This window comes from Streptomyces sp. NPDC088553 (assembly GCF_044752965.1).
In the GTDB taxonomy this organism is placed as follows: Bacteria; Actinomycetota; Actinomycetes; order Streptomycetales; family Streptomycetaceae; genus Streptomyces.
Window position 1 is genome coordinate 207,822 of record NZ_JBIVMG010000011.1, and the last position, 13,058, is coordinate 220,879.

The 13,058-nt window shown below is 72.1% G+C and carries 11 protein-coding genes; 2 read left to right on the forward strand and 9 right to left on the reverse strand.

What is annotated here, in order from left to right; genetic code table 11:
- Window positions 1–85: 85 nt before the first annotated feature.
- Window positions 86–595 carry a hypothetical protein gene (locus ACIP8Z_RS31950; RefSeq protein WP_384918108.1) on the reverse strand — a complete coding sequence of 170 codons (510 nt, stop codon included), beginning with the start codon at window positions 593–595 and terminating at the stop codon, window positions 86–88.
- Window positions 596–810: 215 nt separating this feature from the next.
- On the opposite strand from ACIP8Z_RS31950, the gene ACIP8Z_RS31955 reads away from it, so the two are divergent.
- A complete protein-coding gene (locus tag ACIP8Z_RS31955; protein WP_402089645.1) occupies window positions 811–1,422 on the forward strand; it encodes a YceI family protein in 612 nt (203 codons plus the stop codon).
- Between the two features lie 145 nt (window positions 1,423–1,567).
- Here the strand turns inward: ACIP8Z_RS31955 and ACIP8Z_RS31960 are convergent, their stop codons facing one another.
- Complete coding sequence (locus tag ACIP8Z_RS31960) at window positions 1,568–2,737, reverse strand: serine hydrolase domain-containing protein (RefSeq protein ID WP_402089646.1); 1,170 nt, start codon at window positions 2,735–2,737, stop codon at window positions 1,568–1,570.
- A 139-nt stretch (window positions 2,738–2,876) separates the two neighbouring features.
- On the opposite strand from ACIP8Z_RS31960, the gene dnaN reads away from it, so the two are divergent.
- Window positions 2,877–3,977 (forward strand): DNA polymerase III subunit beta, encoded by a 1,101-nt coding sequence (dnaN, locus tag ACIP8Z_RS31965; protein ID WP_402089648.1) that lies wholly within the window; start codon window positions 2,877–2,879, stop codon window positions 3,975–3,977.
- Between the two features lie 8 nt (window positions 3,978–3,985).
- Here dnaN and ACIP8Z_RS31970 read toward each other — a convergent pair whose 3' ends face one another.
- The 7 genes from ACIP8Z_RS31970 to ureA form a co-directional block, all read right to left on the reverse strand.
- Window positions 3,986–5,341, reverse strand: coding sequence for a hypothetical protein (locus ACIP8Z_RS31970; RefSeq protein ID WP_402089650.1), 1,356 nt, complete (start codon window positions 5,339–5,341; stop codon window positions 3,986–3,988).
- A 42-nt stretch (window positions 5,342–5,383) separates the two neighbouring features.
- On the reverse strand, window positions 5,384–7,000 hold the full coding sequence (cimA, locus tag ACIP8Z_RS31975; protein WP_402089652.1) for a citramalate synthase: 1,617 nt from the start codon (window positions 6,998–7,000) through the stop codon (window positions 5,384–5,386).
- A gap of 282 nt (window positions 7,001–7,282) precedes the next feature.
- A complete protein-coding gene (locus ACIP8Z_RS31980; RefSeq protein ID WP_402089654.1) occupies window positions 7,283–8,632 on the reverse strand; it encodes an MFS transporter in 1,350 nt (449 codons plus the stop codon).
- 144 nt (window positions 8,633–8,776) lie between these two features.
- Entirely contained in the window at window positions 8,777–9,421 is a 645-nt protein-coding gene (locus ACIP8Z_RS31985) for a TetR/AcrR family transcriptional regulator (protein WP_402089736.1), read from the reverse strand.
- A gap of 39 nt (window positions 9,422–9,460) precedes the next feature.
- Window positions 9,461–10,477 (reverse strand): agmatine/peptidylarginine deiminase, encoded by a 1,017-nt coding sequence (locus ACIP8Z_RS31990; protein WP_402089656.1) that lies wholly within the window; start codon window positions 10,475–10,477, stop codon window positions 9,461–9,463.
- A 46-nt stretch (window positions 10,478–10,523) separates the two neighbouring features.
- Window positions 10,524–12,206, reverse strand: coding sequence for an urease subunit alpha (locus tag ACIP8Z_RS31995; RefSeq protein WP_402089658.1), 1,683 nt, complete (start codon window positions 12,204–12,206; stop codon window positions 10,524–10,526).
- On the reverse strand, window positions 12,206–12,949 hold the full coding sequence (ureA, locus tag ACIP8Z_RS32000) for an urease subunit gamma (protein ID WP_402089660.1): 744 nt from the start codon (window positions 12,947–12,949) through the stop codon (window positions 12,206–12,208). Before ureA ends, ACIP8Z_RS31995 begins: the two co-directional genes overlap by 1 nt.
- Window positions 12,950–13,058: the final 109 nt, after the last annotated feature.

The following is a 13,058-nucleotide window of genomic DNA, read 5'->3' on the forward strand; positions in this document are numbered from 1 at the left end:
CCGCGCGGGCGCCTCCAGTCCAAGAACCCCCTTCGGTTAGTCCAAGTGACCGCCGAAGAGGGCTCTTTCGGACCGGAACCGCCGGTCAGCAGCCGCCGCAGTTGTAGAAGGTCACGTCCCAGTGGTTGCCCTCGTCGGCGTAGACGTTGCCCGCGCCGGACTTCCACTGCGGGGCGCCGTCACCGCGTACACCGATGTACGTGAACGTGTTCTTCACGTAGTTGGTGACGCAGGTGGCCTTGCCGAAGTCGAGCTTGTAGCCGTTCCAGTGGGAGTACGTGCCGCTCGCGTGGCCGGTCTCGGTGCCACCGGTGATGTTGAGGGCGCAGCCGCTGGCGCTCCTCAGGGTCTGGGCGCCCTGGGCGGTGGCCAGGTTGAGCTGGTCGAAGGACGTACACGTGGCGACGTTGCGGTCGGAGCAGCCGCCGGACGAGGACCAGGTGATCCCGGAGGACCGGAACATCGAGGTCGCGGTGGCGTGGCTGATCTTCGTGACGGCGTGGGCCTCGCCGGCGGCGGTGAGGACACCGACGCCGGGCGCGAAGAGCGCGCCGAGGACGAGGGCGAGGGCGGTGAGGACGGAGCGGAGCTTCATGGGGTTGCCTCCTGCTGGGGACCGTGACGGTGGGGACGGTGGTGCAGGTGGTGCCGGTGGCATGGTGCCGCAGTTCTACGCGCGTCCGCCAGAGGGCCTCCGTGGCGTGATGGCGCCGTTCGGGTGAACCTCTCGCAGAGATGTTGAATGTTGAACGGAATAGGGCTACAGTCGTTCTCGTTGAAGGTTCAACAAACACCGACAAGGAGCATGTCATGGGTCTCTTCGGCCGCAAGAACACCGAGTCCGCCGTCGCCGTCGCCACTCTCCCCGTGGACCCGGCCCTCACCGCCCTCACCGGCGCGTACACCATCGACCCGGCCCACAGCAGCATCGGCTTCACCGTCCGGCACGCCATGGTCACCAACGTCCGCGGCACCTTCGCCGAGCACGAGGGCGTCCTGAACCTGGACGGCGAGAACCCCGACGCCTCCACCGCCTCGATCGACGTCAAGATCGCCTCGATCGACACGGGCATCGCGGACCGCGACGGCCACCTGCGCAGCGGCGACTTCTTCGACGCCGAGCAGTTCCCGCTCATGACGTTCCGCTCCCTGCACGCCCAGCAGCTGGGCGGCGACAAGTACCGGATCACCGGCGACCTGACCATCAAGGACGTCACGAAGCCGCTCGCGATCGACCTGGAGTTCAACGGCTCCGCCACGGACGTGTACGGCAACGAGCGCGTCGGCTTCGAGGGCTCGGCCGAGATCCTGCGCTCCGACTGGGGCCTGACCTGGAACGCGGCCCTGGAGACCGGCGGCGTGATGGTCAGCGACAAGGTCAAGCTGAACTTCGACATCTCCGCGATCAAGAACGCCGCCTGATCCCGCCCCCCTGATCGCCGGGACCTGGGCCTGTCAGGGCCCCGAGCCCGACTCCGACGTCACACGAGCGCGCCCGCCCTCCGCTGCTGCGGAAGGCGGGCGCTCGGCGTTGCGCGCGGGGCCCGGGACGAGGGCCCTTGGTCCCCTAGCCGCGGCGCGCGGCCGCCGCGACCACCGCCGGGATCAGGCGGTCGTTCTCGGGGGCGCCGGGGCCCGCGGCGAAGCCGAAGCGGCGGCGGGCGTAGCTGTAGGCGAGGCCGGTGGCCGGGTCGGCGAAGGCCTGGGAGCCGGGGGCTCCGCTGTGGCCGACGGCCAGCGGGCTGAGCACCGGGTGGCGGGTGGCCAGCGGGACGAAGCCGAGGCCGAAGGCGTTCGTGGCGCCGGTCACCAGGTCCTGGCCGGAGGAGTGGATCCGGGCGGCCTCGGCCAGGGTGTCCGGCTTCAGGAGCGGGGCACGGCCGTCGAGCTCGCCGGCGATCGTCGCGTACATCCGGGAGAGACCGCGCGCGGAGCCGACGCCGCCGCCGGAGATCGGCGCCCGGGCCCGTACCGTACGGGAGTTGGCGTAGCCGACGATGTCGAACGGCGGGTCCGCGTGGAAGTTGAACGCGATGGCCAGGAGGCTGTCCGGGGCGATCGGGTTCTCCGCGAGCAGGGCCTGCTCCGCGGGCGTCGGCCGCATCGGCAGGGCCGTGCGGAAGCGGGGCTCCAGCTCCTCGGGCAGGCCCAGGTAGTAGTCGAGCGCGTACGGGGCGCGGACCCGCTCCTCGAACAGCTCCTGGATCGTCCGGCCGGTGGCTCGCAGGACGACCTCACCGACGAGGGCGCCGATCACGACGGCGTGGTAGCCGTGGGCGGTGCCGGGCTCCCAGAAGGGGCGCTGGCCCGCGAGCCGAGCGGCGATGAGCCGGTCGTCGGAGAGTTCCTCGGCGCTGAGGCCGCCGTCGGCGCCGATCACGCCGGACCGGTGGGCGAGCAGCTGCCGCAGGGTCAGCTTCTCCTTGCCCTCGGCGGCGAACTCGGGCCACCAGGAGGCGACCTCGCGATCGAGGTCGAGCACGCCGTCCTGCACGAGCAGGGCGGTGCCCAGGGCCATCGCGCCCTTGGAGGAGGAGTAGAGGCCGAGGAGCGAGTCCCCGTCGACCCCGTCGCCGCCCCAGAGGTCCACGACCAGCCGGCCGTGGTGATGGACGGCGAGCTGGGCTCCGCCGTCGCGTGCCTCGTTCGCCACGACGGTGGCGAACTCCTCCCGTACGGACTCGAATCCGGGCTCCACCGTGCCATGGACCCGCACCTGGACGTGACCGTCGCTCATCGCGCTGCTCCCCCTGAACGTCGTCGGCTTGTTCGGTGACTGCAACGATCAAGGGGGCGATTCCCTTCCCGACTCGCCGCGGGGCGGCCGGACATGCCGGCCGGCGGCGTTGTCAGTGGCGGCGTCTAGCGTCGGTGGCATGGAATTCCGTATCGACAGCGGTGTGTTGACCGATGCCGTGGCCTGGGCCGCGCGCGTCCTGCCGGCCCGCTCCCCCATGCCCGTCCTCGGCGGTCTGCTCCTGGAGGCGGCGGACGGCCGCCTGCGGGTCTCCGGCCTCGACCACGAGGCCTCGGCCCGGGTCGAGGTCGAGGCCGACACGGACGTCGGGGGCCGGGCCCTGGTCCTGGGCCGGCGACTGCTCGACATCTGCAAGGTGCTCCCCCGGGGCGTCACGGAGCTCGCCGTGGAGGGCGCCCGCCTCTCGGTCACCTCGGGCGGCGCCCGCTTCGGCCTCTCCCTGCTGCCGCTGGACGACTATCCGGCCCCGCCCACGCTGCCCGGGGTCCGCGGCCTGGTGGACGGGGACGCCTTCGCCGCGGCGGTCGGCCAGGTGGCCGTGGCGGCGGGCCGGGACGACTCGCTGCCGGTCCTCACCGGGATACGGCTCGCCCTGGACGGCACGACCATGACGCTCGCGGCCACCGACCGCTACCGCTACGCGGTCCGCACCGTGGAGTGGAAGCCGGCGGCGGGCGGCGGCGAACCGGCCGACGTGGTCGTCCCGGCCAAGCGCCTCACCGAGATCGCCCGCTCCCTGGCGGGCACGGGCCCGGCCCGGCTCGCCCTGGACAGCGGCTCGATCGGCTTCGAGAGCGACGGCCTGCGGACCACCACCCGCCTCCTGGACGGCCGTCTCCCCCGCCACGACAAGCTGTTCGCCCTCGGCGACCACGCCCTGGCCGCCACCGACCGGGCCCCGCTGACGGAGGCCGTGAAGCGGGTCGCGGTCGTCGCCGAGGGCGACAGCCCGGTCCAGCTCGCCTTCACCCCCACGTCGATCCACCTGCAGGCGGGTTACGAGGACGACGTGGCCTCCCAGCACCTCCCGGCCACCCTCACGGGCCCGGACACCCTCACGGTCGCCTTCAACCCCGGCTATCTCCTGGACGCCCTGACCACCCTGGACGCCCCGCGGGTCCACTTCCACCTCCTGGGCCCGGGCCAGCGGGCCCTCCTCACCGACGGCCCGGAGCCGACCCACCGCCACCTGCTGATGTCGGTGAAGCCCCTGGTCTGAGGGACCGCCTAGAACCCGCCCCCGCCTCCGAAGTCGCCGCCCCCGCCGAAGTCACCGCCGCCGAAGCCGCCACCGCCGTCGCCGAAGCCGCTGCCGCCGAAGTCGCCGGAGTCGAAGTCGGCGCCGGAGAAGTCGCCGCCCTGGAAGTCTCCGCCGCCGTACTCGGCCGCGTAGGCCGGGGTGGAGAGCATCGAGCCGAGGACGGTGCCCAGGAGGAGGCCGGGCAGGAGGCCTCCGCCGAAGTAGCCGCCGGCCCAGGGGCCGTAGGCCGGGCCCGCCTCCCAGTACGGGCGGCGGACGCCGTCCGCGTCGACCGTGCGGGCCATCGGGTCCAGGCCGTCGTCGAGGCGGGACGCGTCGGCGGCGCAGACCGGGACCTGGCGGGCGGTGCCGCCGGCCGGGGTCCAGGTGCGGTCCTCGGTGGACGGGCCGTGCCGCGGGTCGAAGAAGCAGGGAGCGCGGCGCTCGGGGAGCGGCCGGGACTCGCGACGGGCGGCCAGGACGGCGAGGGAGTAGCGGCCGTCCTCCAGGGCCGCGGTGACCGCGCGGACGTCATGGGGCCGGGCGGCGGAGGCCATCAGGGACTTCGCCTTGTCGTACGAGTCGAGGGAGCGTTCGTAGTCGCCGCGCATGGCGTCGTCGGCGCCCGCCTCGGCGGGGTGGAAGTCGAGGCGTTCGAGTTCCTCGCCGAAGGCGGTGATGTCCTCGTCGACGACGACCCGGAGCTTGTCGAGGGCGGCGCGCTCCTCGGCCTCCTTGCGGAGCCGGTTGCGGCGGACGACCGCGTAGGCTCCCGCGCCTCCGGCGGCGACCACGGCGCCGAGGGTCACGAGGCCGGCGACGGGGACGCCGCCGTCGGTGCCGACGGAGCCCCAGCCGGCGGGGGCGGAGCCGCGCAGGGTGGGCAGGGCCTGGTCGACGAAGTTGTTGAGCTCGGTGGCCGCGTCGACGCCCGGCTGGCGTACGGAGGTGACGAGGTTGCGCACGGCCTGTTCGGACATGACGGCGCGGTCGGCGCCCGCGTCGAAGCCGTCGCCGAGGCGGACCGCGTACAGGCCGGTGATGCCGGTCTGGGTCCGCAGGTTCGCGAGGAGGTCCTTCGGCGGGAACTGCGCGTTCGCGGGCAGGACCGCCACGAACAGCGGCTTGTCCGCGTCCTTGATCTTCTGGGCGAGGGCGTCCGCCTGGGACTTCGACAGCTGGTCGGCGGCGCCCGGGTCGACGTACACCGGGCCCTGTTTCAGGGCGGCGGCCGCGTCGGGTATCCCCGTGGCCCTGGCGCCCGCGGAGGGGGCCAGGACCAGGAGCAGCAGCATCATCAGCCCGCCGAGGGCCGACAGGACGGAAAGCGGCCTGGTCCTCATGGTTCGACGCTACCCGAAGCGCGACAAACAAGACATAGAGGGCTACTCGGCGGGGTCGATCCCGGCCCGCAGCACCCCGTACGTGAACGCGTCCTCCAGGGCCTGCCAGGAGGCGGCGATGACGTTCTCGCCGACGCCGACCGTCGACCACTCGCCGTTGCCGTCGCTGGTGGTGATCAGGACGCGGGTCGTGGACTCGGTGCCGTGGCGGCCCTCCAGGATGCGGACCTTGTAGTCGACCAGCTCGAACTTGGCGAGCTGCGGGTAGATCCGCTCCAGGGCGAGGCGCATCGCCCGGTCGAGGGCGTTGACGGGGCCGTTGCCCTCGGCGGTGGCGACGATCCGCTCGCCCTTGGCCCAGAGCTTCACGGTCGCCTCGTTGGCGTGGGTGCCGTCGGGGCGGTCCTCGACGATCGCGCGCCAGGACTCCGTACGGAAGTAGCGGCGGGCCCGGCCCTCGGCCTCCTCCCGGAGGAGCAGCTCGAAGGAGGCGTCGGCGGCCTCGTACGTGTAGCCCTGGAGCTCGCGCTCCTTGACCCGCTCGACGACCCGGGCCACGAGCGCGCGGTCGTCGCCCAGGTCGACGCCGAGCTCCTTGCCCTTGAGCTCGATGGAGGCCCGGCCGGCCATGTCGGAGACCAGCATCCGCATGGTGTTGCCGACCAGCTCGGGGTCGATGTGCTGGTAGAGGTCGGGGTCGACCTTGATCGCGGAGGCGTGGAGCCCGGCCTTGTGCGCGAAGGCGGAGACACCGACGTACGGCTGGTGGGTGGAGGGGGTGAGGTTGACGACCTCGGCGATGGCGTGCGAGATCCGGGTCATCTCGGCGAGGGCGCCGTCGGGCAGCACCTTCTTGCCGTACTTGAGCTCCAGGGCCGCGACGACGGGGAAGAGGTTGGCGTTGCCGACCCGCTCGCCGTAGCCGTTGGCGGTGCACTGGACGTGGGTGGCGCCGGCGTCGACGGCGGCCAGCGTGTTGGCGACCGCGCAGCCGGTGTCGTCCTGGGCGTGGATGCCGAGGCGGGCGCCTGTGTCGGCGAGGACGGTGGCGACGACGGCCTGGATCTGGGCGGGGAGCATGCCGCCGTTGGTGTCGCAGAGGATGACGACGTCGGCGCCGGCCTCGTACGCGGAGCGGACGACGGCCTTGGCGTAGTCGGGGTCGGCCTTGTAGCCGTCGAAGAAGTGCTCGCAGTCGACGAAGACGCGGCGGCCCTGGGAGACCAGGTGGGAGACGGTGTCGCGGACCATCTCCAGGTTCTCGTCGAGGGTGGTGCGCAGGGCGAGCTCGACGTGCCGGTCGTGCGACTTGGCGACGAGGGTGACGACAGGCGCGCCGGAGTCGAGGAGGGCCTTGACCTGCGGGTCGGTGGCGGCGTCGCCGCCCGGTCTGCGGGTGGCGCCGAAGGCGACGAGCTGCGCGTTCTTGAACGCGATCTCCTGGCGGGCGCGGGCGAAGAACTCCGTGTCGCGCGGGTTGGCTCCGGGCCAGCCGCCCTCGATGAAGCCCACGCCGAACTCGTCGAGGTGCCGGGCGATGGTCAGCTTGTCCGCGACGGTGAGGTTGATGCCTTCACGCTGCGCCCCGTCGCGCAGCGTCGTGTCGAAGACATGGAAGCTGTCGTCGAGGCGCTGGCTCTCGGCGTTCTCCGTGGTCATGACTGTGATGGCTCCTGTCGGATGTGGCTCCGGAAGGTCTGGATCCACTTGCCCCCATTCTCACGCGACGTCCGCTTCCGGCGTGGGTGGGGCCGGAAAACGAAAAAACCCCTCGCGGGTGCGAGAGGTCTGCGCGCGGGTCTGAGGCACGGTGTCCACTGCCGCGGGGGTCGTGCCGCGATTCAGTGGCCACTGCGGACCGGCGCGCTGCTGCCGATAATCATCGTGGTAGCGAGCACGCCGGAAGTCTGACACAGGTGGCGTCCCGGCGGGACGGGGGTCTCACGATACGGGCAGTCGCTCCGGAGAGCCGCCGGCCTGCCCGCGCTTCTGGCCGGGCACCGCGCCGCCGTCCGTCCCGACCCGGCCCAGGTCGATGTCCCTGGTCTCGCGCATCGTGAGGTAGACGACCAGGGAGACGGCCGCACAGCCCGCCACGTACCAGTAGAAGCCCGACTCGACGCCCGCGTCCTTGAACCAGAGGGCCACGTACTCGGCGGTGCCGCCGAAGAGCGCGTTGGCGATGGCGTACGGCAGGGCGACGCCGAGGGCGCGGATGCCGGTGGGGAAGAGCTCGGCCTTCACGCAGGCGTTGATGGAGGTGTAGCCGGTGATGACGACGAGCGCGAGCAGGGAGAGGCCGAGGGCCGGCCAGAAGGAGCCCGCGTGCTTCAGCATCGTCAGGATCGGCACGGTGAGGAGCGTGGAGCCCACCGCGAAGGTGATGAGCAGCGGGCGGCGGCCGATGCGGTCGGAGAGGCGGCCGGCCAGCGGCTGGAGGCAGGCGAAGACGATGAGGGCGCAGAAGGAGACCAGGGTCGCGGTCTGCTTGGGGAGGCCGGCGGAGTTGGAGAGGTACTTGGTGAGGTAGGTGGTGTACGTGTAGTACGCCACGGTCCCGCCCATGGTGAGCGCGACGACGAGGAAGGCCTCGCGCCGGTGCGCCCAGAGGGCCTTGAGGGTGCCCTTCTGCTCGCTCGCGACCCCGTCGTCGGCGGTGGTCTCGTACACCTCCGTCTCCAGCATCGTGCGCCGCAGGTAGAAGACGACGGCCGCGCCGAGGGCGCCGAGGACGAACGGGATGCGCCAGCCCCAGCTGTGCAGGGCCTCACCGGACAGGGTGTGCTGGAGCACGAGCAGCAGGCCGAGGCCGAGGATCTGGCCCGCGGTCATCGACACGTACTGGAAGCTGGAGGCGAAGCCGCGGTGCTCCGGGGCGGAGGCCTCGGTGAGGTAGGTGGCGCTGGCGGCGTACTCGCCGCCGACGGAGAGCCCCTGCAGGAGGCGGGCGATCAGGAGGACGGCGGCGCCGCCGTACCCGGCGACGGAGTAGGTGGGCGCGACCGCGATGAGGAGCGCGGAGGCGGACATCAGGGTGACGGTGAGGGTGAGGGCCGCCTTGCGGCCCTTGCGGTCGCCGACCCGGCCGAGGAGCCAGCCGCCGACGGGCCGCATGAAGAAGCCGACGGCGAAGATGCCGGCGGTGTTCATGAGTTTGGCGGTGTCGTTGCCCTCGGGGAAGAAGGCCCCCGCGAAGTAGGTGGCGAAGCTCGCGTACACGAACCAGTCGAACCACTCGACCATGTTGCCGGCGGAGCCGACCCAGATCTTCTTCCAGTGCTCTCGTCCCATGGACCGGAACCGTGCCGGAGGTGGCGCCGGGGCAACAAGGGTGCAGCGGACAACGATCCCGTGTACTTACGTGCGTTGCGGTCACGGCAGGGGACAGGCGCCGGACCGGCACCGGAACCGGCACCCGGACCGGACCGAGTGCGGCTACGGTCGCGCCAGCAGGTCCTGCTCGATGAACTCGCGTACATGCGCCAGGACTTGCTCACGGCCGGTACCGGGCACGCCCACCGCGACGTGCACGCTGAAGCCGTCCAGGAGCGCCCTCGTACGGGTGGCGAAGCGGTCCGGGTCGACGGCCCGGAACTCCCCGCGCGAGACGCCCTCGGCCAGGATCGCGACCAGGTCCCGGTGCCAGGCCCCCTCGATGGCGGCCTGGCGGATCCGGGCGTCGGCGTCGGCGTTCTGGGACCGGTTCCAGACCTCCAGCCACAGGATCCAGTGCGGATCGCGCGGCCCGTCGGGCACGTAGACGTCGACGTACCCGTCGAGCCGCTCGCGCGCGGTCCCCGGCCGGGAGAGCAGCGCGCTCCGCTCGGCACCGAGGCGCCCCTCGCTCCACTCCAGGGTCTGCAGCAGCAGCTCGTCCTTGGTGCGGAAGTAGTAGAGCAGGTGCCCGCTGCTCATCCCGACCTGCCGCCCGAGCCCGGCCATGGTCAGCCCGTCGAGCCCGCGCTCGGCGATGGTGCCCATGGCGGCGGCGAGCAGCTCCTCACGGGGAGGAGCGGCCTGGTTGCGCCGGCGTGGCGCGGAGGCCTGGGCGGCGGGGCCGGTGGGGCGGGAGGGGTCCATACGGGTCACTCGTACGTTCTACCTCATCCCCTCCCCGCCTCAGACCCTCGGCTGCTGCTGGGTGATGCAGTGGATACCGCCCCCACCTGCGAAGATCGTGCGCGCGTCGACCAGGACGACCTCGCGTTCCGGGAAGAGGCGTCGGAAGATCTCGGCGGCCAGTTCGTCGTGCGGGTCGTCGAAGGCGCAGAGGACCACGCCGTCGTTGCACAGGTAGTGGTTGATGTACGAGTAGTCGACCCAGTCGCCCTCCTCGTCCTTGAGGACGGTCGGGGCCGGGATCTCGACGACCTCCAGGGGGCGGCCCTGGGCGTCGGTCTGGCCGCGCAGGATGTTCACGTACATCCGGGAGCGCTCGTAGTCGGGGTGGGCCGGGTCCTGCTGGCTGTGGACGATGACCGTGCCGGGGCGGGCGAAGGCGGCGACGATGTCGACGTGGCCCTGGGTGCCGTACAGGCCGTAGTCGCCGGTGAGGCCGTGAGGGAGCCAGATCGCCTTCGTCGTGCCGAGCTTGGCGTGGATCTCGGCCTCGACCTGCTCGCGGGTCCACCCGGGGTTGCGGCCGGCGCCGAGCTGGACGGTGTCGGTCAGCAGGACCGTGCCCTCGCCGTCGACGTGGATCGCGCCGCCCTCGTTCACCAGGGGCGAGGAGAGGACGGGCACGTTCACCGCGTCCGCGACATGGCGGGCGATCTTCGAGTCGTGCTCCCAGCGGGCCCAGTCCTGGCCGCCCCAGCCGTTGAACACCCAGTCCACGGCGGCCAGTCCGGTGCCGTCGGTGACGAAGGTCGGGCCGATGTCCCGCATCCAGGCGTCGTCGAGGTCCCGCTCGACCAGGTCGACGTCCTCCCCCACGAGGGCACGGGCCGACTCGGCGTCGCCGGGCGCCACCACCATCGTGACCGGCTCGAAGCGGCGTACGGCACGGGCCACGGACGCCCAGGCCGTACGGGCCTCGGCCAGCTCCTCGGCGTTGGTGAACGTGGGGTTGGGGCTGGGCCAGGCCATCCAGGTGCGCTCGTGCGGCATCCACTCGGCGGGCATGCGGTAGGTCATGGTGACGGGTCCTAGAGGAACTAGAGGAACTAGAGGATCTGGCGGACTAGAGGAAGTAGAGGCGGTTGAGCGAGACGGAGTCGGCCGCCTCGGAGCGGATCGGCGCGCCGTCGAGCGAGACGAGGCCGGTCCGGCCGTCGACCTGGACGTCTCCGGTGCGGGAGTTGAGCCGCAGGTCGGCGGGGCCGATGCCGCGCGTGCCGCGCACGGGGACGCGGCGGCGCCGGGTCGGCATCCGGTCGGAACCGAGGTCGACGGCCGCCTGGGCGACGAACGCGACCGAGATGTCGGCGGGCGTGGCGCCGTGCCCGCCGAACAGCGGTCCGAGGACGAGCGGTTCACAGGTGTCGGTGGCGGCGTTCGGATCGCCCACGACCCCCCACGCGGGGAAGCCGTTCTTGATGACCATCTGCGGCTTGGCACCGAAGAACTGCGGCTTCCACAGCACGATGTCGGCCATCTTGCCGACCTCGATCGAGCCGATCTCGTGGGCGAGGCCGTGGGCGATCGCCGGGTTGATGGTGAGCTTGGCGATGTAGCGGAGCACGCGCCCGTTGTCGTCGTGCGCGCCGTCCCCCTCCATCGGTCCGAGCTCGGCCTTCATCTTCCCGGCCATGGCGAAGGTCCGGCGTACGGTCTCGCCGGCCCTTCCCATCCCCTGCGCGTCGGAGGAGGTGATCCCGATCGCGCCGAGGTCGTGCAGGACGTCCTCCGCGCCCATCGTCCCGGCCCGGATCCGGTCACGCGCCATCGCGGCGTCGCCCGGGAGGTCGGTCTTCAGGTCGTGGACGGAGACGATCATCCCGTAGTGCTCGGCGACGGCGTCGCGGCCGAAGGGGAGCGTGGGGTTGGTGGAGGAGCCGATGACGTTCGGCACGCCCGCCATCTTCAGCACGTTGGGGACGTGCCCGCCGCCGCAGCCCTCGATGTGGAAGGCATGGATCGTACGGCCGTCCAGGACCCGCAGGGTGTCCTCGACCGAGAGGCACTCGTTCAGACCGTCACTGTGCAGGGCGACCTGGACGTCGTGCTCCTCGGCCACACGGAGGGCCGTGTCGAGCGCGCGCGTGTGGGCGCCCATGTCCTCGTGCACCTTGAAACCCGATGCTCCGCCCTCGGCGAGCGCCTCCACCAGCGGCGCCGGGTCCGAGGAGGAACCCCGGGCCAGGAAGCCGATGTTGACCGGCCAGGCGTCGAAGGCGCCGAACGCGTGACGCAGCGCCCAGGGCGAGTTCACGCCGACGCCCCACACCGGACCGAACTCCTGCCCGATGACCGTGGTGACGCCGCTCGCGAGCGAGGCCTCCATGATCCGGGGCGAGAGCAGATGGACATGGGTGTCGACGGCCCCGGCGGTGGCGATCAGCCCCTCGCCGGAGACGATCGAGGTGCCGGTGCCGACGACGACGTCCACGCCGTCGAGGGTGTCGGGGTTGCCGGCCCGGCCGATCGCGTGGATCCGGCCCTCGCGGATGCCGATGGACACCTTGCGGATGCCGAGGACGGCGTCGATCACCAGCACGTTGCTGATCACGACGTCGCAGGTCTCACGGACGGCCGCGGCCTTGAGGTGGAGGCCGTCGCGGGCGGTCTTGCCGAAGCCGGCCAGGAACTCGTCCCCCGGCTGCTGGGAGTCGGACTCGACGCGGACGACGAGCCCGGAGTCGCCCAGGACGACACGGTCGCCGGCGCGGGGGCCGTGCACGGATGCGTACTCGTACGGGTCCATCACTTGCCTTCCTCGTCGGACGGGGCGTCTACGGGCGGCGCGTCCTGGGACGGGGTGTCTTCGGACGGGACCCCCAGGTATCCGCAGGCTTCCGCCCTGCGCAGGGCCTCTTCCTTCGCGCCCGGCGCGTCGAGCGGGCCGTCGACCAGGCCCGCGAAGCCGATGGCGACGCGCGCGCCGCCGATCGGTACGAGCCCGACCTCCGCCTCGCCGCCCGGGTCGAACCGGAAGGAGGCGCCGGCCGGGATGGCCAGCCGCATCCCGTACGCGGCGGCCCGGTCGAAGTCGAGGCGCGGGTTGACCTCGAAGAAGTGGAAGTGGGAGGTGACGCTCACGGGGACGGTCGCCGTGTTCCGTACGGGGAGGGTGAGCGCCGGCTCCGCCTCCGGGTGCCCGGGGCCCGGCAGCAGCGCGCCCGGCGCGGCCTCGCCCAGGCCGCCGCCGCCGATCGGGGCGGAGACGACCGCGAGCCGGGAGCCGTCGTCGAAGACCGCCTCGACATGGACCTCGGTGACCACGTCGGCGACGCCGGGCAGGACGTCGTCGGGGCCGAGGACCGAGCGGGCGGCCTCGATCGCCTCGGCGAGTCGCTTGCCGTCGCGGGCCGCCTCGCAGACCGTGTCCGCGATGAGCGCGGTCGCCTCGGGGACATTGAGCCGCAGACCGCGGGCCCGGCGGGCACGGGCGAGCTCGGCGGCGCCGAAGAGCAGCAGCCGGTCGCGTTCCGTGGGGGTCAGTCGCACGTCCGAAACACCTCCTGTTTGAGCGACACTCTAAATGTTGAGCGGCTTTCTTCCAAGCATTGACGCGGGGTACAGGCACAGGCCACATTGAGCGTCACTCTAAAAGTGC